The organism is Micromonospora sp. CNZ309 (assembly GCF_002846525.1).
This window is the reverse complement of sequence record NZ_PJNG01000001.1, coordinates 6,435,242-6,455,333: the sequence shown is the minus strand read 5'-3', so window position 1 is coordinate 6,455,333 and position 20,092 is coordinate 6,435,242. Positions and strand designations below refer to the sequence as shown.

At 75.1% G+C, this 20,092-nt stretch carries 17 protein-coding genes, 1 tRNA gene and 1 other RNA gene; 4 read left to right on the top strand and 15 right to left on the bottom strand.

Annotated elements, in window-relative coordinates; translation table 11 throughout:
- Positions 1–81: 81 nt before the first annotated feature.
- On the bottom strand, positions 82–1,425 hold the full coding sequence (locus tag CLT72_RS27930) for a class I SAM-dependent methyltransferase (protein WP_101414287.1): 1,344 nt from the start codon (positions 1,423–1,425) through the stop codon (positions 82–84).
- The gene (locus tag CLT72_RS27925) at positions 1,422–2,822 is read right to left on the bottom strand and encodes an FAD-binding oxidoreductase (RefSeq protein WP_101414286.1); all 1,401 of its coding nucleotides are present in this window, start codon (positions 2,820–2,822) and stop codon (positions 1,422–1,424) included. Before CLT72_RS27925 ends, CLT72_RS27930 begins: the two co-directional genes overlap by 4 nt.
- A 110-nt stretch (positions 2,823–2,932) precedes the next feature.
- Here CLT72_RS27925 and CLT72_RS27920 point away from each other — a divergent pair, with 110 nt between their 5' ends.
- Positions 2,933–3,217: a DUF427 domain-containing protein gene (locus tag CLT72_RS27920; RefSeq protein WP_101414285.1), complete on the top strand. Its 285-nt coding sequence runs from the start codon at positions 2,933–2,935 to the stop codon at positions 3,215–3,217.
- Positions 3,218–3,254: 37 nt separating this feature from the next.
- On the opposite strand, the gene CLT72_RS27915 is transcribed toward CLT72_RS27920, so the two are convergent.
- The 7 genes from CLT72_RS27915 to CLT72_RS27885 all read right to left on the bottom strand — a co-directional run bounded on the left by CLT72_RS27915 (position 3,255) and on the right by CLT72_RS27885 (position 12,139).
- Positions 3,255–3,722 carry a hypothetical protein gene (locus CLT72_RS27915; protein ID WP_101414284.1) on the bottom strand — a complete coding sequence of 156 codons (468 nt, stop codon included), beginning with the start codon at positions 3,720–3,722 and terminating at the stop codon, positions 3,255–3,257.
- 571 nt (positions 3,723–4,293) lie between these two features.
- Positions 4,294–6,249 carry a VWA domain-containing protein gene (locus CLT72_RS27910; protein ID WP_101414283.1) on the bottom strand — a complete coding sequence of 652 codons (1,956 nt, stop codon included), beginning with the start codon at positions 6,247–6,249 and terminating at the stop codon, positions 4,294–4,296.
- 2 nt (positions 6,250–6,251) lie between these two features.
- Positions 6,252–7,715: a magnesium chelatase ATPase subunit I gene (locus tag CLT72_RS27905; RefSeq protein ID WP_101414282.1), complete on the bottom strand. Its 1,464-nt coding sequence runs from the start codon at positions 7,713–7,715 to the stop codon at positions 6,252–6,254.
- 185 nt (positions 7,716–7,900) lie between these two features.
- The gene (locus tag CLT72_RS27900; RefSeq protein ID WP_101414281.1) at positions 7,901–8,968 is read right to left on the bottom strand and encodes a hypothetical protein; all 1,068 of its coding nucleotides are present in this window, start codon (positions 8,966–8,968) and stop codon (positions 7,901–7,903) included.
- A 77-nt stretch (positions 8,969–9,045) separates the two neighbouring features.
- Complete coding sequence (locus CLT72_RS27895) at positions 9,046–9,717, bottom strand: response regulator transcription factor (protein ID WP_101414280.1); 672 nt, start codon at positions 9,715–9,717, stop codon at positions 9,046–9,048.
- Complete coding sequence (locus CLT72_RS27890) at positions 9,714–10,958, bottom strand: sensor histidine kinase (RefSeq protein WP_101414279.1); 1,245 nt, start codon at positions 10,956–10,958, stop codon at positions 9,714–9,716. Before CLT72_RS27890 ends, CLT72_RS27895 begins: the two co-directional genes overlap by 4 nt.
- Positions 10,959–11,170: 212 nt before the next feature.
- A complete protein-coding gene (locus CLT72_RS27885) occupies positions 11,171–12,139 on the bottom strand; it encodes an aldo/keto reductase (protein WP_101414278.1) in 969 nt (322 codons plus the stop codon).
- A 75-nt stretch (positions 12,140–12,214) separates the two neighbouring features.
- On the opposite strand from CLT72_RS27885, the gene mgrA reads away from it, so the two are divergent.
- On the top strand, positions 12,215–13,210 hold the full coding sequence (gene mgrA / locus CLT72_RS27880; protein ID WP_308220790.1) for an L-glyceraldehyde 3-phosphate reductase: 996 nt from the start codon (positions 12,215–12,217) through the stop codon (positions 13,208–13,210).
- 11 nt (positions 13,211–13,221) lie between these two features.
- Here mgrA and CLT72_RS27875 read toward each other — a convergent pair whose 3' ends face one another.
- The 3 genes from CLT72_RS27875 to CLT72_RS27865 all read right to left on the bottom strand — a co-directional run bounded on the left by CLT72_RS27875 (position 13,222) and on the right by CLT72_RS27865 (position 15,161).
- Positions 13,222–14,163: a phytanoyl-CoA dioxygenase family protein gene (locus CLT72_RS27875; RefSeq protein WP_158242078.1), complete on the bottom strand. Its 942-nt coding sequence runs from the start codon at positions 14,161–14,163 to the stop codon at positions 13,222–13,224.
- Between the two features lie 222 nt (positions 14,164–14,385).
- A tRNA-Ala gene (locus tag CLT72_RS27870) sits at positions 14,386–14,458 on the bottom strand.
- 112 nt (positions 14,459–14,570) lie between these two features.
- Positions 14,571–15,161 (bottom strand): YqgE/AlgH family protein, encoded by a 591-nt coding sequence (locus tag CLT72_RS27865; RefSeq protein WP_101415432.1) that lies wholly within the window; start codon positions 15,159–15,161, stop codon positions 14,571–14,573.
- A 151-nt stretch (positions 15,162–15,312) separates the two neighbouring features.
- Here CLT72_RS27865 and CLT72_RS27860 point away from each other — a divergent pair, with 151 nt between their 5' ends.
- Positions 15,313–16,116, top strand: coding sequence for an S-methyl-5'-thioadenosine phosphorylase (locus tag CLT72_RS27860; protein ID WP_101414276.1), 804 nt, complete (start codon positions 15,313–15,315; stop codon positions 16,114–16,116).
- 57 nt (positions 16,117–16,173) lie between these two features.
- Positions 16,174–17,769: a benzoylformate decarboxylase gene (gene mdlC, locus CLT72_RS27855; RefSeq protein ID WP_101414275.1), complete on the top strand. Its 1,596-nt coding sequence runs from the start codon at positions 16,174–16,176 to the stop codon at positions 17,767–17,769.
- Between the two features lie 124 nt (positions 17,770–17,893).
- On the opposite strand, the gene CLT72_RS27850 is transcribed toward mdlC, so the two are convergent.
- The 3 genes from CLT72_RS27850 to ssrA form a co-directional block, all read right to left on the bottom strand.
- Positions 17,894–18,856, bottom strand: coding sequence for a hypothetical protein (locus tag CLT72_RS27850; protein ID WP_101414274.1), 963 nt, complete (start codon positions 18,854–18,856; stop codon positions 17,894–17,896).
- 41 nt (positions 18,857–18,897) lie between these two features.
- Positions 18,898–19,368, bottom strand: coding sequence for a hypothetical protein (locus tag CLT72_RS27845; protein ID WP_350821722.1), 471 nt, complete (start codon positions 19,366–19,368; stop codon positions 18,898–18,900).
- A 252-nt stretch (positions 19,369–19,620) separates the two neighbouring features.
- Positions 19,621–19,996, bottom strand: a transfer-messenger RNA (tmRNA) gene (ssrA, locus tag CLT72_RS27840).
- Between the last annotated feature and the right edge of the window lie 96 nt (positions 19,997–20,092).

Here is a 20,092-nt window from a genome sequence, read left to right as displayed (position 1 = left end):
TCAGTTTGTACGTACAAAATTTGTTTGTCAATCGGTTCGACGACAGCCGCGCCGGAGGCCGGCGCGGCTGTCGGACGCGGATCAGGGCAGCCAGTCGGGGCGCAGCGGATAGCCGCTCGCCCCCTCCGGGCCGTTGCGGGTGGCCAGCACCTGGTGCAACTGGATGCCGTTGCGCTCGAAGGCCAGCCGGGAGCCGGCCATGTAGAGGCCCCAGACCCGGGCCGTGCCCGGCCCCACCTCGGAGACGCAGAAGTCCCAGTGCGCCACGAGGTTGCGGCACCAGGCGGCCAGGGTCAGCGCGTAGTGCAGCCGCAGGTTCTCCTCGTGCTGCACCTCCAGCCCGACGTCGTGGATCTCGCCGACCAGGCGCCCCGGGCCGGCCAACTCCCCGTCCGGGAAGACGTAGCGGTCGATGAACGCGCCCGAGCGGTGCGGCGCGCGGTTGTCGGCCCGGGTGATGCAGTGGTTGAGCAGGCGACCGTCGGGCCGCAGCCGGTCGGCCAGGGCACCGAAGTAGGCCGGGTAGTTGCGCACCCCGATGTGCTCGGTCAGGCCGATCGAGGAGACCGCGTCGAACTGCTCGCGCGGCGCGTCCCGGTAGTCGAGGTGGCGCACCTCGGCCAGGCCGGTCAGCCCCTCCCGCTCGATCGCCGCCCGCGCCCACTCGGCCTGCGCCCGGGACAGGGTCACCCCGAGCGCCTTCACCCCGTACTCGCGGGCCGCGTGCCGGACCATGCCGCCCCACCCGCAGCCCACGTCGAGCAGCCGCATTCCCGCCTTGAGCGCCAGCTTCTGGGCCACCAGGTCGTACTTGGCCGCCTGCGCCTGCTCCAGCGTGTCGTCGGGCGAGCGGAAGACCGCGCAGGTGTACGTCATCGACGGGCCGAGCACCTTCTCGTAGAAGGCGTTCGAGACGTCGTAGTGGTGGGAGATCGCCGTGCTGTCCCGCAACCGGGAGTGCCGCAGCCCGTTCATCAGGCGCTTCCAGCGCGGCTGCGCCTCCTGCGGCGGGGGCGGCGGCGGCATCAGCCGCTCCCAGCCCAGCCCGCGCACCAGGGCCAGCCCCTCGGCCAGCGACGGCGTACGCAGCCGCAGCTCGTCCTTGAGCACCCGCAACGCCTCGTACGGGTCGCCCGGGTGCACCCCCTGCAACGCCAGGTCGCCGCCGACGTACGCCCGGGCCATGCCCAGGTCGCCCGGCGCGGTCAGCAGGTACGTCAGGCCCCGCTCGGAACGGATCGACAGGGTGATCCCGGCGTCGGCCGGGCCCACGGCGCTGCCGTCGTACCCGGTGACCCGCACCGGCAGGGCACCGGTGGTCAACGCGCGGACGACGTCCGCGACGGTCGGACCCGGGCGCCGGCTCCCCGCCGGCGGGCTGGCGGGAGCGCTCGCCGCCCCCTGGTCTCGATCGGTCAGGCTCATGCTCGTGCTACCGCCTTCTCGTACAGTCCGGTGAGCCGGTGGTCCGGGTCGTAGCGGTCCCTCACCGCGCGCCACGTCGCGCCGCCGTAGAGCCGGTCGAAGGAATCCCGGTCGTAGTACGCGTCGGAGTAGAGCGACTTGTGGCCGCCCAGCTCCGACACCATGCGCTCGATCGCCCGGTTGACGTCGCCGTCGGCGGCGCCCGCCCTGATCGGCACGCTGCCCCAGAAGCCGATGTTCACGTAGTTCTGACCGGCCCGGAGCGGATACAGCGGCCAGGCCCGACCCGATCCGGGACCGGCCGCCTCGCGCAGCCGCAGCGGGCACAGCCAGACCGGGGTCATCCCGACCGTGCCGGCGAACCAGCGCAGGAACTCCGCCGTGCGCTCCAGCGGGATCTCCACGTCCTGCACCACCCGCTCGCGCGCCGGCTGACCGCGCAGGCGGTCGATCCGGGCGGCCACGCCGTGCCGGTGCTCCAGCCGGACCAGCCGGTGGTAGACGTCGCTGCGCCGCCACCGCGCCGGCCAGACCCGCCGGAGGACCGGGTGCTGCACCCCGAACGCCGCCGAACACCAGAACCAGTCGGTGTCCCAGCGCCAGAGATAGTCGTACGTGGCCAGTGCGTCGCGGGTGCGCCGGCGCAGCGACCGGTAGTAGATGTCCTGGCCCGTGTAGTCGCTCGCCGCCGGCACGTCGTCGGTGAAGGTGCCGAGCACGAGGTACGCCTCGCCGGGGCTGAACATCACCCCGTCCATCGCGTCCACCGCCTCCCCGCCCCAGGACCGGGTCGCGGTGACCTCGGCGAGCGCGTCGGCCAGCGCCTCCAGCCGGGTGAACCGGACGTTGCGCAGGGCCACGAAGCGGCGTACCGGCTGGAGCTCGATGCGCAGCCGGGTGGCGTAGCCGAGGCTGCCCAACGAGTTGGGGAACGCCGCGAAGAGGTCGGCGTGCTCCCCCTGCGGGCGGGCGGTGACCAGGTCGCCGGAGCCCGTGAGCACGTCCATCTCGACCACCGACTCGTGCGGCAGGCCGTTGCGGAACGAGGTCGACTCGATGCCCAGCCCGGTCACCGCCCCGCCGAGTGTGATGGTGCGCAACTGCGGCACCACCAGCGGCATCAGCCCGTGCGGCAGGGTCGCGTCGACCAGGTCCTCGTAGGTGCACATGCCCTGCACGTCGGCCGTGCGGGCGACCGGGTCGACGGCGAGCACGCCGGTGAGCCCGGTGACGTCCAGACCCGGTGCGCGCGGGGCGGACCGGGGGCGGAACAGGTTGGAGGTGCGCTTGGCGAGGCGCACCGGCTCGCCCGCGGGCACCGCCGCGTACGACCGTCGCAACCGGGCCACCGCGCCCTCGTGGTCGACCGGATGATGATCCACACGGACCGCACACATGCGATCACTGTACGCGCCACAGTGGCCATCGCGGGGGACGTGACCAGGGCGCGTCCGCGACGTGACCGGACGACTGGCCGCAGCCGGCCGACCGGCATAGCGTGGGAGCCATGCCGAAAGCCGTCTGGAACGACCTGGTCGTGGCCGAGAGCGACGACACCGTGCTGGTCGAGGGGAACCACTACTTCCCGCGTGCCGCCCTGCGCGACGACCTCCTCCGCGAGTCCGACACGCACACGGTGTGCCCGTGGAAGGGCACGGCGTCCTACTACACCCTCGAACACGAGGGCCGGACCAGCGCCGACGCGGTCTGGTACTACCCCGAGCCGAAGCCGGAGGCGGAGCAGGTCCGCGACCGGGTCGCCTTCTGGAAGGACGTCCGGGTCGTCGACTGACGGGGCCGAGGGCCCACCCGGCTCACCTGGCGGTGCCTCAGCCGGCGCGCAGCATCCGCAGTTGGGCCAGGTGCTTCGGCAGGTGGACGCGGGCGTGCAGGTCGAGGGTGCGGGCCCAGGGCAGCGGCTCGTCCACGACCAGGTCGAAGCCCTCGCGCAGGTGGGTCTCCACCGGGGTCTGGGCTGCCGCCGCGCCGAGCCGGTCGGTCAGCGCGCAGAGCTTCTGGCTCGTGGCCCGCAGCAGGGTGGCCAGCCCGGCCAACCCACCGCACTCGACGACCAGCGCGTCCACCTGCGGGCGGTGGACGGTCTCCAGGTCGTAGTAGGCGAACGGCGAACCGGCAAGGACCGCCTCGGTGGCCTCCGTCATCAGCTCGTCGTTGGCGGCGAGGTGGGCGACGATCTGCTCGGCGCTCAACTGCCCGGCCGGCGGCGCCGCGAACCCGCCCTCCTCGATTTCCGCGAGCACCTCCGCGTACGCCCCCCGCAACGCCCCGCTGTCCATGCCCCCAGTCAATCCCGGCCCGCGCTGTCCGGCCCGGCGTTCCCGCGGACGGTTCACCCGGACGGGACCAACCGGGAGGGCCCGGCCGGGAGGGCCCTCCCGGTTGGTCCGGCCAGGAAGCGTGCCGGGACGCCGTAGGCCGAAGGGCTGCTCGGACGCTGTCGAGCTGCCCCGTCAACAGGACCAGGGACAACGGCCGAAAGGAATCCAGCAGGCGGCGCGCGTCGAATCGGCCCGCTGCCCCGGCCGATGCCCCGCGTTCGGAACGCCCTCCGGCCCGCGTTGAAGCCTCGGCATCGGCCCCGACTTCCGGATGAGGCAGCGGCCTCGCCACGGGCCGTGGTCTCACCAACGGGGCAGCTCGACAGCGTTCGAGTTGCTACACCCCGAGCCGAGCCGAGCCGAGCCGATCCGATCCGAGCCGAGCCGAGCCGAGCCGAGCCAGGCCAGGCCGAGCCGAGCCGAGCCGAGCCGGGCCGGGCCGAGCCGAGCCGAGCCGGGCCGGGCCGAGCCGAGCCGGGCCGAGCCGAGCCACGGGGCGCAGCCGCCCGGTTCCGTCGAATCCGGCGGGTCAGCGGCGGCGGGGCTGACGGGTGCGCAGGTAGTCGGAGACCACGTACTCGCCGAGGTCCTCCAGGTCCGGCGTGAACATGCGGCCCTTCGAGCGGCGGGCCACCGCGTCGACGAAGCGGCGCAGGCCGGGGTCGTCGCCGAGCATGAACAGGTTGAGCGTGGCGCCGTAGCGGGTGAGCCGGTCCACCTCGCGTACGGTCGCCTCGATCGTCTCCGGCAGCGGCGGCCAGTGGAACAGCGCGTCCCCGTCGTCCGGGTCCAGGTGGGCGGTCGGCTCCCCGTCGGTGACCACCAGCACCACCGGCTCGGCGTCCGGGTGCCGCCGCAGGTGCCGGGCGGCCAGCCGCAGCGCGTGCTGGAGGTTCGTGCCCTGCCGCAGGTCGGGTTCGACGGCGGCCAGCTCCTGCTGGGTCAGCGGCAGCGCCTCCAGGCCGAATCCGACGATCTGCAACGCGTCCTGCGGGAACCGGGTCGCCATCAGGTGCGCCAGCGCCAGCGCGGTCTGCTTCATCGGGCCCCACCGGCCCTGCGAGATCATCGAGTAGGACAGGTCGACGCAGAGCACCACCGCCGCCGAGGCCCGCCGCTCGGTCTCGACCACCTCGAAGTCCTCGACGGCCAGCTGCACCGGCACGCCGGATCCGGCGCGGCGGACCGCCCGGGTCAGCGTGCGCACCACGTCGAGGGGCTGCTCGTCGCCGTACTCCCACGGCCGGGAGCCGCCACTGACCTCGCCGGCGGCGCCCGCCGCGCGCAGGTCGTGCTGGCCGCGCGGCCCGGCCGTCAGGTCGGCGAAGACGCGCCGCAGCGCCGTGCCGCCGAGCCGGCGCAGCGCCTTCGGGCTCAGGGTCAGCCCGTCGGCGTCCCGGCTCACCCAGCCCTGCCGGCACAGCTCCCGCTCCAGCTCCCGCAGCCGGCGTACGTCATCGGCGGCGTCCCGGCCCAGCGTCCGGGCCACCACGTCGACGTCGACGTCGTCCAGGGTGGCGCCCGGATGCTCCTGGTCGAGCTGGTCCAGCAGGTCGTCCAGCTCGGCGATCTCGCCGAGTGCGCCGGCGGCCTCGCCGTAGCCGAGCGGCCGTTCGCCCCGCACCCGCTCGCCGGGGCCCCGGTGCAGGTCGGGGCGGAGCGCACGCAGGTTGGCGTCCAGTGCGGACAGCTCCCCGGCGAGCCGGTCGCCGAGCGACTGCCGCATCAGGCCGGCCAGTTCCTCGCGCTGGCGCTCCGACAGCGAACGCATCAGCCGTTCGCCGGCGGCCGACCGCCGGGCCAGTACGTCGACCAGCTCGTCGACGTCGGCCGGCTGCTCCGGGAAGAACTCGCCGTGCCGGCGCATGAACTCGGCGAAGGCGTCGGTGGTGTCCTCCGACCGGGCGTGCCGGGCGAGCAGGTCGTTGAGGTCACGCATCATCTCGGCCAGCCGCTGCTGGGCGGCCGGGTCCGCCGAGGCGCGCACCGCGTCGCGCAGCCCGGCGAAGCGCTGGCCGAGCACGTCGTCGCGCAGCCCGTCGAGGATCCGCTGGTAGGTGCGGCGGGCCTCGTCGCTGGCCCACCGGTATCCGGTCAGCTCCTCCACGGCCCGGGCCGTCGAGCGGGGCAGGTTGTCCAGCACCGCCTCGGCGAACCGCGCGTCGTCGTCGCCGCGCCCGCGCAGCTCGTCCCGCTCGGCGGCGAGCGCCTGGTCGAGCAGGGCCCGGGCCCGGGTGACGGCCCCGTCCAGGTCGCCCCGGCGCAGCGCCTCCCGACGCAGCCGCCTGGCCCGGGCGGCGAGGTCGTCGAGCCCGCCGCGCCCCTGGGGTCCGTGCCGCAGCAGGCCGCGCAGCGCCTCCCGCAGGCTGCCGCCGGCCAGCACCTCGGCGCCGACGGCGTCCACCGCCTCCCGCACGTCGTACGGGGGCGCGAGCGGATCGGGGCCGCCCCGCCACTGCCCGTACCGGAACCGGTTGCCGGCCATGCTCAGGCCCGGCCGCCGTAGCGGGTCCGGCCGGAGTCGGTGACGTCCTTGCCGAGCCGGCGGGTCAGGTGCAGCCCTTCCAGGACGAACTCCACGCCGGCCGCCGCCTGCTCGGGGCTGGGCGCGTCGCCCAACCCCAGCCGGTCCAGGGCCTTGGCGAGCCCGGGGACGGTGCCCACCTGGCGCAGCAGCTCGGCGGAGCCGACCAGCTCCCCGGTCTCGATCACCGCGTCCCCCTCGACGAGGGCGGTGAAGCCGGAGAGGTCCAGCCCGGCCAGCCGGGCCCGGAACGTCTCGGCGGTCGCGGTACGCAGCAGGTGACCGAGGATCTCCACCTCCCGGCCCTCCTCGCCGCTCTCGAACTCGACCTTGCCGCGCAGGGTCGACGTCACCGGCACCGCGTCGCCGACCCGGGCGACCGGCGCCTCGGGGCGTACCCCCTCGGGGGTGTCGGCGGCGGCCAGCAGGCCGGCGCGGCGCAGCGCGGCGGCGGCGACCGTCTCGGCGGCGGCGATGGCGAAGCGGGCGGAGACCCCGGAGCGCGGGTCCACCGACGGCGACTCGCGCACCGCGCGGGCGAACCGCGCGAGGACCTCCAGCACGTGCTCCGGCACCTCGGCGACCAGGTCGGCCTCCTGCCGGATCAGGGCCAGCTCAAGGTCGAGGTCGACCGGGTAGTGGGTGCGGACCTCGGCGCCGAAGCGGTCCTTCAGCGGGGTGATGATCCGGCCCCGGTTGGTGTAGTCCTCCGGGTTGGCGCTGGCCACCAGGAACAGGTCCAGCGGCAGCCGCAGCTGGTAGCCGCGGACCTGGATGTCGCGCTCCTCCAGCACGTTGAGCAGCGCCACCTGGATCCGCTCGGCCAGGTCGGGCAGCTCGTTGACGGCGAAGATGCCCCGGTTCGTACGCGGGACGAGGCCGAAGTGGATGGTCTCCGGGTCGCCGAGGGTGCGCCCCTGGGCGATCCGGATCGGGTCGACGTCGCCGATCAGGTCGCCGACGCTGGTGTCCGGGGTGGCGAGCTTCTCGCCGTAGCGCATCGAGCGGTGCAGCCAGGCCACCGGCAGGGCGTCGCCGGCCTCGGCGACCAGCGCCCGCGAGCCCGGGGTGAGCGGGTGCAGCGGGTGCTCGTTGAGCACCGAGCCAGCGATCACGGGGGTCCACTCGTCGAGCAGGCCGACCAGCGAGCGGATGAGCCGGGTCTTGCCCTGGCCGCGCTCGCCGAGCAGCACCATGTCGTGCCCGGCGAGCAGGGCCCGCTCCACCTCGGGCAGCACCGTGTCGTCGTAGCCGACGATGCCGGGGAAGCGGTCGGCGCCGGAACGCATCCGGGCCAGGAGGTTGTCGCGGAGTTCCTGCTTGACCGTGCGGTACGCGTGGCCGGCCGCCCGCAGCTCGCCGAGCGTGCCGGGCAGGTCGGCCGGTGGGGCCGGGGTAACCGGGGAAGGCGCAGTCACCCGACCCACGCTAGCTCACGAGGCGACGCGGCGACCTCGTCGAAAGCCCACTTCCCCGTCCCGGGCAGCGGCGGGCGGGACGCCGCCGACCGGCCGCTCGCGCGCGGCCCGTCGACGACACCCCCCATCCGCCACGCGCCCCGGGCCGGGCACCCCCCGTCAGGTCCCCCGGCCCGCAACCGCGTGCGGAGGCCTCAGCCGCGCCCGCAACGCCGGCAGGCACCCCGGCGGCGCAGGTGGTACGCGTACGTGGCGGCGCCGAGCGCGACGCCCCAGAGCGGCCAGAGCAGCATCGGGGCGGTGGCCAGGCTGAGCCCGCCGGAGAAGTCCCAGAAGTCGGGGCTGGCGAGCAGGCCGAGGCTCGCCGCGGTGACCGACACCGCGACCAGGGTCGCCGGGACGACGGCCAGCGCGACCGGCACCGGCCGCCCGGCCAGGCCCACCGTCCAGGGCGGGAACCGCTCCCCCCAGCGCTGCACCAGCCCGAGGGTGAGCACCGCGCCCACCAGGGCGAAGCCGCCCAGCCCGGCACCGGCCCAGACCAGGCCGGACGCGCGCATCTCGTCGAGGAACGACCGTTCGATGCCGAGCGGGACGCCGAGCGCCCAGGCGAGCCGGGTGACCGCGTACAGGGCGGGGATGGTGGCCGCCGTCCAGGCCGCCACGCGCCCCCAGCGGGCGGCCGAGGCGGGCGAGGTCCAGCCGTGGTCGACGCCGTCGCGTCCGCACGCCGGGCAGGCGCCGGCGGTGCGCCGCTGCCAGCGCAGCGCCGCCCCGGCCAGCAGCACCCCGCCGGCCACGGCCGCGAAGCGGGCGGTCAGCGCCCAGGTGAACACCTCGGCGTAGTCGACCGGGGGCCAGCCGAACGGCGCGCCGACGATCAGGATCGGGGCGTAGCCGAGGATCGTCAGCACCCCCACGTCCGGCACGACGACGGCGAGCAGGAAGGCGACGGCCCAGGCGTACGCCAGCAGCAGGGTGCGCAGCGGCCGGGCCGGGCGGCGGGCCGGCCCGGTCATGGCGAGCGCGGCCACTGCGGCGCCGAGCAGCAGTACGGCGAACAGGGGTGGCCCGAGGTCGGTGGGGACCAGCCGGAGCAGGTTGGCCTCGCCGCCGCGCGGATCGTTCGCGCCGAACGGGTAGCCTGCGCCGGTGACGGCGCTGACCAGGGCGAGGAGTCCCCAGAGGCCGAGCCAGCCGGCGGCGGCCGGGGCGAGCCGGTCGAGGGCCGGCCGGTGGGTGGGAGCGGTGGTCGTCGTCATGCCTCCCAGCCTCGGCCGACGGGCCGCGCCCGCCCTCCCGTGCGGCGGTGAACCGGCTCCCCCTCGGGAGGGAAAGCTCAGCCCGACGGGGTGACGAATCCCGACTCGTACGCGGCGATCACCGCCTGGGTGCGGTCACGTACGCCGAGCTTGGCCAGCACGTTGCCGACGTGGGTCTTCACGGTCTCCACCCCGACCACCAGCTGCGTGGCGATCTCCGGGTTGGACAGTCCCGTGGTCATCAGCCGCAGCACCTCGGCCTCCCGGTCGGTGAGCCGCGCGGACGCCAGCCGGTCGGCGCCCCGCCCCCCGTACGCCCCGGCGAGTCGGCGGATGGCGGCGGGGAAGAGCAGCGACTCGCCCCGCGCCACCACCCGGACGGCTTCCACCACCTCGGCGGGCCGGGCGCGCTTGAGCAGGAATCCGCTGGCCCCGGCGCACAGCGCCTCGTAGACGTACTCGTCGTTGGCGAACGTGGTCACCACGAGCACCCGGGGCGGGTCGGCGGAGGTGGCGAGCAGCCGCCGCGTCGCCTGGATGCCGTCGATGCCGGGCATCCGCACGTCCATCAGCACCACCTGCGGGCGCAGCCGGGCCACCAGCGGCGGCACCTCCGCGCCGTCGGCGGCCTCGCCGAGCACCCGCAGGTCGGGCTGGGCGTCGAGGATCGCCCGCAGCCCGACCCGGATCAGCTCGTCGTCGTCGACGATCAGCACGCCCGTGCTCGGCGTCGCGGTCCCGGTCGTCATCGGCCCTCCTCGAACGGCAGCCGCACCCGGATGCGCCAGCGGTCGCCGTCCGGCCCGACGGTCAGCCGGCCGCCCAACAGCAGCACCCGTTCCCGCATCCCGTCCAGGCCCCGGCCGCCCCGGCCCGGGTCCGCGCGGCGCGGCCGGCCCAGCGCGTTGTCCAGCTCCAGCTCCAGCGCGTCGGCGTGCACGTCGAGGCGCAACGCGACCGGCCCCCGGCCGTACCGGGCGGCGTTGGTCAGCCCCTCCTGGACGATCCGGTAGCCCTCCCGGGAGACCGCCGCCGGCAGGTCGGCCGGGTCGCCGGTGCGCCGGGCGTTGACGGGCAGCCCGGCCGCGCGGGTGTCGGCCACCAGCCGGTCCAGGTCGGCGAGCGTACGCTGCGGCGCCGGTGCCGACGGCCGGCCGTCGGGCTCGCGGAGCAGCCCGAGCACGTGGTCGAGGTCGTCCATGGCCCGCCGCCCCGCCTCCTCGATCGCGCCCAGCGCGCGCCGGACGAACTCCGGGTCCCGGTCCAGCAGCTCGCGGGCGGCCCCGGCCTGGAGGGTCGCGACGGTGAGGGCGTGGCCCACCGAGTCGTGCAGCTCCCGGGCCAGCCGGTTGCGTTCGGCCAGGCGGGTGGCGCGCGCCTCCAGTGCCGCGATCCGTTCCGCCGGGGCCGGGCCGAGCAGCACGGGGGCCATCGACACCGCCAGCGCGCCCAGCCCCGCCACGGCGTAGCCGAGCGCCACCAGCACCACGACGCCCGCGACGGTCAGCCAGCCGGTGTCCCGCCCGTCGAGGGGCCCGAACCGGTCGCCGCCGGTCATCTGAGTGTCGAGCCCGAACTGCTGCCCGATGAAGGCCAGCGCCATGGGCACGGCGCTGAACAGCGCGGCCACCACGAGCCCGCCGCTGACCAGGTGCAGCCCGATCCAGAGCGCCGAGCGCAGCCGGGTCTCCCGGTCGGCGGCGTGCCCGGGGGCCGGGTCCGGCAGGTCGACGCCGAGCAGGGTCCGCACGGCGGCGATCTCCAACGCCCGGGGTCCGTCGAGGAAGACCGGGACCGCCGCGATGGTCGCCGCGACGCCGAGCAGGGCCAGCACCAGCGGCCGGGGCACGTCCGAGCGGGACAGCATCTGGGCGAAGGCCACCGCGAGCAGCACGTACGGCAGCGCGAGCACACCGCCGAGCAGCAGGAACACGCCGCGCCGCCAGGTGCTGGCGGCCACCAGCGGGGCGACGACCGTGCGGGGCTTCACCGGCCCATTCTGTCCCGGTCCCGCCCCGCGCCGACTCCCCCACGTCGGGGAGATCGGCGGCACCGGCGGCGGGCCGGCTCGCGGTGCGTGGCGGAGCCGACCCAGAGCGACCAGTGGGGCGTCAGCGGCGCCCACCACGTGGCCGGTACGGCGAGACCCGCCGGAAGGCGGCGTGGTCGTCGAGGATCAGCGCGGTTTTGTCGTCCTTCGGCTCACTTTCCGGCGCGGGCCCGCAGCAGGCGGGGCGCGGCCGCGAGGCCGGTGATCGGGCGGAACTCCCTGGCCGCCCGCGCGAGCGCGGCGTGTTCGTCGTCAGCCAGGTCGATGTCGGCGGCCGCCGCGTTGCGTTCGACCTGCTCCACGCCGGACGCGCCGGGGATGGCCAGCACGTTCGGGTGGCGCAGCAGGTAGGCCAGGGCGATCTGGCTGGGCGTGGCGTCGTGGGCTTCGGCCACCTGCCGCAGGGTCTCGATCAGGGTCGCGCCGCGTTCCAGGTTCTCCGGCAGGAAGTACGGGTTGGCCCGGCGTACCGCGCCGCTCGGCGGGTTCTTCGCGTCGTAGCGGCCGGAGAGGAACCCCTGGGCGAGCGGGCTGTAGGCCATGACGACGCGGCCGGCCTGCTTCGCGTACGGCAGCAGGTCGTGTTCGGGCCCACGGTCGATCATGCTGTAGCGGACCTGGTTGCTCAGCACCCGCCGGCCGAGCGCCGCCTCGGCGACCTGCCAGCGGCGCAGGCCGTAGTTGCTGACGCCGACCTCGCCGACCAGCCCGACGTCCTGCAACGCGCGCATGCCGCGCATCGTGGTGTGGTCGGCGACCAGCGGGTTGGCCTGGTGCACCTGGTAGAGGTCGAGGTGGGTGACGCCGAGCCGGGCGGCCGAGGCGACCGCCCGCTGCTGCACCACCGGGGCGACCGGCAGGATCGGAAAGATCTTGGTGGCGAGCACCACCTTCTGCCGGTCGTCGCCGAGGGCGTCGCCGAGGATCCGCTCGCTGCGGCCGAAGCCGTACAGCTCGGCGGTGTCGAAGACGGTGATCCCGAGGTCGACGGCGCGCCGGACGATGTCGGCCGCCCGGCGCTCGTACTCGGGGCCGTAGCCCCACTCCCGGGACCCGAACTGCCAGGTGCCGAGGCCGATCTTGGACAGGGGCTTCGGGGTGTCGAGCTCGACGAAACGCATGGCCCCGAAACTACCCCGGCGTCCGTTGCCCCAGGCCCGTTCGCCGCGCGCCGGCGGCCGGCGGGGCTAGGCTCGGTGACCGTGACCTACCTCGCCGCGGACCAGCGCTACGACAAGATGACCTACCGGCGCAGCGGACGCAGCGGGCTGCGGCTGCCCGCCATCTCGCTCGGGCTGTGGCACAACTTCGGCCCCGACCGGCCGTACGAGCGGCAGCGGGACATCGTGCGCCGCGCCTTCGACCTCGGCGTGACCCACTTCGACCTGGCGAACAACTACGGGCCTCCGCCGGGCGCCGCCGAGGAGAGCTTCGGCCGGATGCTCGCCACCGACCTGAGGGCGTACCGGGACGAGCTGGTCGTCTCCACCAAGGCCGGGTACCTCATGTGGCCCGGCCCGTACGGCGAGTGGGGCTCGCGCAAGTACCTGGTCTCCTCGTTGGAGCAGTCGCTGCGCCGCCTCGGGCTGGACCACGTCGACATCTTCTACTCGCACCGCTTCGACCCGGACACCCCGCTGGAGGAGACGATGGGCGCTCTGGACGCCGTCGTGCGGGCCGGCAAGGCGCTCTACGTCGGCGTCTCCAACTACGACTCGGCGCAGACCGAGCGGGCCGCCGCGATCCTGCGCGACCTGGGTACGCCGCTGCTGATCAACCAGCCGTCGTACTCGATGTTCAACCGGTGGACCGAGGACGACGGCCTGCTCGACACGCTGGAGCGGGTCGGCGCAGGCTGCATCGCGTACAGCCCGCTGGCCCAGGGGCTGCTCACGGACCGCTACCTGGGCGGCATCCCGGCGGACTCCCGGGTGCGCACCAGCACCTTCCTGAGCGAGAGCGACCTCGGCGAGGCCAGGATGGCCACCATCCGGGCCCTCGGCGGCCTGGCCGAGCGGCGCGGCCAGTCGCTGGCCCAGCTCGCGCTCGCCTGGGCGCTGCGCGATGCCCGGATGACCAGCCTGATCATCGGGGCGAGCAGCGTCCCGCAGCTGGAGGCGAACATCGCGGCCCTCGACAACCTCGACCTCGGCGCCGACGAGCTGGCCGAGATCGAGCGCCACCTCGGCTGAGCCGGGCGTCCTCAGTAGATGTCGGCGTACGGCGACGCCCGGGAGAAGGCCCTGAGCACGTCGAGGTCGTAGCCCTCCTCGAAGTTGGTCAGCTCGGTCAGCAGGTCCTCGGGCTCGTAGCGGTACCGGCCGGCCCAGGTCTCGAACGACTCGACCCGGGCCGGGTCGGCGGCGCTGAAGCAGCGGTAGCCGCGCGGCGAGTTCCGGATCACCTCGTCGACGGCCGGGGCGAACCGGATGTCGATGTTCCACCGGATGCGGTCCGACACGTTGGGCGTCGAGCGGTGCAGCGTCGTGTCCGTGAAGATCACCACGTCGCCGGGCTCCATCCGGGCCGTGCTGACCGGGCCGTCCCCGACGGCCTCGTCCGACGTGCCGTACTCGCCGTTCGGCAGGCGGTCGCGGGAGATCCAGCCCCGGGTGTGCGAGCCGGTGACGAACTGGAGGCAGGCGGTGTCCTCGTCGACCGGCACCAACGGGATCCACGCCGACAGCAGCGGCCCGACCGACGGGTCCCAGCCCTTGTAGTAGTAGGCGTCCTGGTGCCAGGCGACCTGCTGGGTGCGGCCGTGGGGGTCACGCGGCCGGGCGTTCCACACGCCGTGCGCGTAGACCTCGTCACCGAGCAGGCTGCGCACCGGCCCGAGCAGCTCCGGGGTGCGCCACAGGTCGTACACCGGGCGTCCCACCAGGATCCGCCGCCAGGCGGCCGGTACGCGGACCTGGCTGGACTCGATCAGCCGCAGGTAGCGCTGGTCGTACGGCAGGTCGGCGAAGGTCTCGGTGACCACTCCCCGCTGCTGCCACTGCCGGGCGAGGTGGTCGACGACGCGGCTGAACGAGCCGTGCAGCGCGTCGAGCGTCGCGGTGGGGAGCACGCCCCGCAGGATCAGGTGCCCGTCGCGCCGGAACTGCTCCGACTGCTCGGCTGTCAACGCGTGGGGGTGATCCACCATCGGCTCCTTCACGGTGCGCCACGGGATCGGCCCCACCACCGGGCGGGGAAGGGCCTCCGGTGCGGCGATCGTGGCACGGGCGCCGACGGGCGACAACGCCTGATTTGTGGGACCGAACCCCTATTCCGGTCGCTGTCGGCGGGCGGCGGTGCGGGACCACGCCCGGAAAGCCGAAAGCCCTGGTGCGGGACAACTCCCGCACCAGGGCTTTCGCAAGGGTGGAGCCGAGGGGACTCGAACCCCTGACCCCCACACTGCCAGTGTGGTGCGCTACCAGCTGCGCCACGGCCCCTTGCCTCGTCCCGGTCACCCGGGCACGAGAGAACTATACACAGCGCCCGCCGCATGGTCATCTCGCGGGGGGCCACCCGTCGGCGGGCCTGGCACTCCGGGCGTACCGGCGCTCAGTTGAGCGCCACGTCCGGCGGGAAGTGCGCGACCGCCGCCATCATGCCGCCCTGGCGGCGCAGCACCATCGGCCACAGGTCGTCCGGCCGGTCGACGAAGGCGTCGCCGGGCAGCGCGTCGAGGACGAACCAGGAGCCGTCCTCGATCTCCTGCTCCAACTGCCCCGTGCCCCAGCCGGAGTAGCCGGCGAAGACCCGGATGCCGGTGATGCCCTCGCGCATCGGCCCCGGGTCGACGGAGAGGTCGAGGGTGCCGACCGCACCGGAGACCTGGTGGAACCCCCTGAGCCGCTGCACCGGGTGCCGCATCCGGGCCAGGCAGATCGCCGAGTCGGGCTGCACGGGGCCGCCCTCGAAGAGCACCGCCGGGTCGCGGGCCAGGTCGCTCCAGTCGCCGAGCACGTCGGCGACCGGCACCTCGGTGGCCCGGTTGAGCACCACGCCGAGGGCACCGCCGGGCTCGTGCGCCACCAGCAGCACGACCGTACGGTCGAAGTTCGGGTCCTTCAGCGCCGGCGTCGCGACCAGCAGCCGCCCGGTCATCGACCCCGTCGCCCGCCCGCCGATGGCCTGCCCCTCTCCCTGCATGCCGGACACCCCGTCAGACCGACCGGACCGGGACGCCCGGGGGCACCGGTGTCATCCGCGCTGTGAACGCCATGCCTGGCACCATAGCTTGCCCCCGGGGCGGTGGCTAAGGTCTGACGGTCGGTTGATCGACAGACACGAGGGAGGACCGATGGGTCCCACGGCGGAACTCGCGGTGATCGGTGGTTCGGGGCTCTACGCGCTGCTCGACGGCGCGACCGAGCACGTGGTGGAGACGCCCTACGGGCCGCCGTCCGACACCGTCACGGTCGCCGAGGTGGGCGGGCGGCGGGTGGCGTTCCTGCCCCGCCACGGCCGCGACCACCGCCACCCGCCGCACCTGATCCCGTACCGGGCCAACCTCTGGGCGCTGCGCTCCCTCGGCGTACGCCAGGTGCTCGCCCCCTGCGCCGTGGGCGGCCTGCGGCCGGAGCTCGGGCCGGGCACGTTCGTGGTGCCCGACCAGCTGATCGACCGCACCAGCGGGCGGACGCAGACCTACTACGACCGGGGCGCGGTGCACGTCTCCTTCGCCGACCCGTACTGCCCGGCCGGGCGGCGTACGCTGCTGGCCGCCGCGGCCGGCCGGGACGTGCCGGCGGTCGACGGCGGGACGGTGGTGGTGGTCGAGGGCCCGCGCTTCTCCACCCGGGCCGAGTCCCGGTGGTACGCCTCGATCGGCGGCACGGTGGTCAACATGACCGGCCACCCGGAGGCGGTGCTCGCCCGCGAGCTGGCCCTCTGCTACTCCTCGATCGCCCTGGTCACCGACCTGGACGCGGGCGTCGAGGGCGGCGGGGCGGTGACGCAGGAGGAGGTGTTCCGGGTCTTCGGCGAGAACACGGACCGGCTGCGGGGCCTGCTGCTGGCGGCCGTCGCGGCGCTGCCGACCGAGCGGGACTGCGACTGCGGGCGCGCGCTGGACGGCATCACCCTGCCCTTCGCGCTGCCCTGAGGCGCGAGGAGGCGAAAGGCCCGGACCGCCCGAGTCGTCCCGATAGATTGGGAGGCGATGGCTACGGTCCGCGACACCACGTACGACCTGCTCCGTGCCCTCGGCCTGACCACCGTCTTCGGCAACCCGGGCTCCACCGAGGAGCCGTTCCTGCGGGACTTCCCCGACGACTTCCACTACGTGCACGCCCTGCACGAGGCGTCGGCCGTCGGCATGGCGGACGGCTACGCGCAGGTCACCGGCCGGCCGACGCACGTCAACCTGCACACCGCCCCCGGCACGGGCAACGGCATGGGCAACCTGGTCACCGCGTGGCACAACCGCACCCCGCTGATCGTCACCGCCGGCCAGCAGACCCGGGAGATGCTGCTGGCCGAGCCCCGGCTGACCAGCCGGCGGGCCACCGAGCTGCCCCAGCCGTACGTCAAGTGGAGCCACGAGCCGGTGCGCGCGCAGGACGTCCCGGCGGCGCTGATGCGGGCGTACGCGACGGCCGTGCAGCCGCCCGCCGGGCCGGTCTTCCTCTCGCTGCCCCTCGACGACTGGGCGCAGCCGGCCGACCCGCCGCCGGCGGTGCGGACGGTGGCCACCCGGTTCGCGCCCGACCCGCACCGGCTGCGCGAGTTCGCCGACGTGCTGGCCGCCAGCCGCGCGCCCGTGCTGGTGCTCGGCGCGGCCGTCGACCGGGCCGACGGCTGGCCCGCCGCCGTGGCGCTGGCGGAGCGGCTGGCCGCGCCGGTCTGGTCGGCCCCGGCCCCGGAGCGGGCCGCCTTCCCCGAGGACCACCCGTCCTTCCGGGGGGTGCTCCCCTTCGCGATCGGGCCGCTGTCGCAGGCGCTGGACGGGCACGACACCGTGCTGGTGGTGGGGGCGCCGGTGTTCCGCTACTACCCGCACGTGCCGGGCGAGCACCTGCCCGCCGGGGCACGCCTGCTGCACGTCACCGACGACCCCGACGAGGCGGCCCGGGCCCCCGTGGGCGACAGCCTGCTCGGCGACGCCGGGCTGGCCCTGGCCGCCCTGGTCGACCTGCTCCCGGCGGCGGACCGGCCGGCGCCACCCGCGCGCCCCGACCCGCCCCCGCCGGCCGACGGGCTGCCGCTGGAACCCGACGCCCTCTTCGCGGCCCTGGCCCGGCACTGGCCGGCCGACGGGATCCTGGTCCAGGAGTCGCCGTCCAACCTGCCGGCGCTGCGCCGCCGGCTGCACGCCACCCGCCCCGGGTCGTACTTCACGATGGCCAGCGGCGGCCTCGGGTACGGCCTGCCGGCGGCGGTCGGCGTCGCGCTCGCGCAGCGCGACACCGGACGGGGACGGCCGGTGGTGGCGGTCATCGGGGACGGGTCGTTCCACTACTCGGTGCAGGCGCTCTGGACGGCCGCGCGGCTGCGCCTGCCGCTGGTCGTCGTGGTGCCGGTCAATCAGCAGTACGCCATCCTGAAGGCCTTCGCCGCGTTCAAGGACACGCCCGGGGTGCCCGGGCTGGACCTGCCCGGGCTGGACCTCACCGCCATCGCCCGCGGCTACGGCTGCGCCGCCACCGTCGCGCAGACCCCGGAGCAGCTCGGCGCGGCCCTGACCGCCGGGCTGCGCGCGGACGGCCCGACGGTGCTGCCGGTGCCGGTCAGCACCGAGGTGCCCCGCCTCCTGTGAGCCGGGCGGCCCGCGCCGTCAGCCCGCCGCGCGGCGCCGACCTCGCCGGCCGGGGGCGGCGTGACCGCCTGTGCCGGCGGCTGCGCGAGCGCGGCGGGTCCGACCAGGACCGGCACCCGGCGCGTCAGCTCGACACGAGGCGCAGCGGCGCGCCGGTGAGCACGTCGAGGACCGGCCGGCCGCCCAGCGGCGCCTTCAGCGTGGCGGTGACCGGTTCGAGCTTCAGCATCGAGTTGCACACACCGGTGGCGGTGACCACGCTGCCGCCCACCACCACGACGTCGTCGCGCTCCTGCACCAGCGGCGTGATCCCGGTGTCGCAGCTGCCCACGCCGAGCCGCCAGGTCAGCTCGGCGCCGTCGACGGACTGGACGTCCTGGGCGCCGACCACGCCCTGCGGGGCCGGGCCGGACGGCGGGGTGGGCTCGGGCGGCGCGCTGACGGCCTGCGGCGCCACGGCGAGCCGGGCGACGGGCGCGGCGAGTTCCTCGACGGTGAACAGCCACGCCGGCACCTGCGCCTCGCCCCGGCTGGTGCGCACCGGCGCGCTGCCCAGCTTCACGGCCGTGACCGTGAGCGGGACGCAGGCGGTCTGCGGGGCGCTGCTCACCGGGCCGTCGGGGCCCGGCTCGATGGTGGGACCACCACCGGGCAGCTTCGGCCCGGGGTCCCGGGGACGGCCGTCGCACGGCGGCGGGTCGCCCTGGTCGAGCTGCCCGTACGCGGTGGCGGCACTGACCAGCGGGACGCTCAACGTGCCGTCCGGGAACCGGATGGCGCCGTCGGCGGGCTTCGCGGTCGGCAGGTCGATCTGGTCGCGGTACCAGCCGCTGAGGAAGGCGACCCTGGTCTCGTCGGTGAAGCCCGGGTCGCCGACGAGCACCGTCGGGTCCTGCAACGGCACGTAGCCGGACTTCCACGCGGGGAGCGGTCGCCACGCGTCGGCCACCTCGGTGGCCCGCTGGGCGAAGGCGTCCCGGCGCGGGTCGGCGGCGGGCGCGTCGACGGCGGGGTCGGAGCCGGCCGGCGCGCACCCGGCGACGATCATCAACAGCGGAAGGCCCAGCAGGGCGGCGGTACGGCGCATGTCGGTTGGACGCCGGCACGCGCACGCCGGTTCCCCGCCGATCAGGTCTCCCCGCCGAGATCCGTCTCGTACGCCTCCCAGAGCAGGTCCGCGCCGCGCTGCCGGTGCCCGGCGAGGGCCCGCAGCAGGTGTCCGGCCCGGCCGAGCAGGTCGTCGACCGAGGCGTCCGGCGCCTCCGCCGCGTGCTGGAGGGCGGCCAGCGCGGCGGTGATCACGACGTGCTCCCGGGCCAGCAGCCGTACGCCGCGTGCCAGCCGGGGCGCCTGACCGAGCAGTTCGGCGTACAGGCCGGCGGGCCCCTCGGTGACCCGGACGTGCTCCGCGAAGCTCCGCCGCACGGGGCCCAGCCCCACGAGGAGACGTTCCCGCCAGCGCGGTTCGGCCGGCGCGGCGGCCAGGGCCCGGGCGAGCGGGTGCAGGTCCCCGAGCCCGGTGACGGCGGGCCGGCGCGCGGCGGGCGGCCGGAGCCCTCCGGGAAGGGTGGGCGGCTGCTGGATCGGACCGGTGACCATGGGCACCTCCCGCGTCGCGTCTGACCGCGTACAGCGATGGTGGACCCGCCCCGCCGCCCTGTCCAGGGGCCGGCCCCACCTCATCCGTCCCGCCCGCCCCACCTGTCCCCTGCGGCCCAGGAACCTCACCGCCCGGGGACTGCCCAACGGTCTACGGCCCCAGGCGACCCGGCGGCCCCACTCGCCGGACGGGCGGCCGGGCCCGGACACGGCGATGCGCCCCGGTCGCGTGGACCGGGGCGCATCGTCTGGTGGTGGAGGTGCCGGGAATCGAACCCGGGTCCTTCGCCGGTTTGTCAGGGCTTCTCCGAGCGCAGCTCGCTATGCCTCTACTCGGCCCCACCGCTCACGCGAGCAAGTTGGTGTGACGGGCCCAGTCGCTGATTGATCTCGCCGCACGGACCCCGCGACCGGGTCCGATTGGCCAGCCTTCTAGCTGATGCCGGCAAACTGGGTCGAAGGCGCTCCCAGGCCGACAGACTCACTACTCGCCTCAGGCGGCGAGAGCGAAGTCAGCGCGATTGTTCTTGGCGCTTATTGGTTTCCGACGACCGATTCTCGAGACGACGTCGGCTTCCTCGGCTCGCTTCCCCTGTCGCTGCGTACGAAGTCGAAACCAGTCACCCCCTCGACAGGCCGCCCATGTGGCGGCACCGACAAGCGTAACGCCTACCGCAACGGGTTTCATCCCGAGCCCCGGGGCCGGCGAGCCGACCGGGACGAA

Coding starts and splice junctions, on each gene's coding strand:
- CLT72_RS27915 (WP_101414284.1), bottom strand. CDS start 3,722: ATGGACAGCGGGGCGTTGCGGGGGGCGTACGCGGAGGTGCTCGCGGAA.
- CLT72_RS27845 (WP_350821722.1), bottom strand. CDS start 19,368: ATGGTCACCGGTCCGATCCAGCAGCCGCCCACCCTTCCCGGAGGGCTC.
- CLT72_RS27920 (WP_101414285.1), top strand. CDS start 2,933: ATGCCGAAAGCCGTCTGGAACGACCTGGTCGTGGCCGAGAGCGACGAC.
- CLT72_RS27895 (WP_101414280.1), bottom strand. CDS start 9,717: ATGACGACCGGGACCGCGACGCCGAGCACGGGCGTGCTGATCGTCGAC.
- CLT72_RS27850 (WP_101414274.1), bottom strand. CDS start 18,856: ATGCGCCGTACCGCCGCCCTGCTGGGCCTTCCGCTGTTGATGATCGTC.
- mdlC (WP_101414275.1), top strand. CDS start 16,174: ATGGCTACGGTCCGCGACACCACGTACGACCTGCTCCGTGCCCTCGGC.
- CLT72_RS27865 (WP_101415432.1), bottom strand. CDS start 15,161: ATGCAGGGAGAGGGGCAGGCCATCGGCGGGCGGGCGACGGGGTCGATG.
- CLT72_RS27900 (WP_101414281.1), bottom strand. CDS start 8,968: ATGACGACGACCACCGCTCCCACCCACCGGCCGGCCCTCGACCGGCTC.
- CLT72_RS27885 (WP_101414278.1), bottom strand. CDS start 12,139: ATGCGTTTCGTCGAGCTCGACACCCCGAAGCCCCTGTCCAAGATCGGC.
- CLT72_RS27925 (WP_101414286.1), bottom strand. CDS start 2,822: ATGTGTGCGGTCCGTGTGGATCATCATCCGGTCGACCACGAGGGCGCG.
- CLT72_RS27860 (WP_101414276.1), top strand. CDS start 15,313: ATGGGTCCCACGGCGGAACTCGCGGTGATCGGTGGTTCGGGGCTCTAC.
- CLT72_RS27930 (WP_101414287.1), bottom strand. CDS start 1,425: ATGAGCCTGACCGATCGAGACCAGGGGGCGGCGAGCGCTCCCGCCAGC.
- CLT72_RS27910 (WP_101414283.1), bottom strand. CDS start 6,249: ATGGCCGGCAACCGGTTCCGGTACGGGCAGTGGCGGGGCGGCCCCGAT.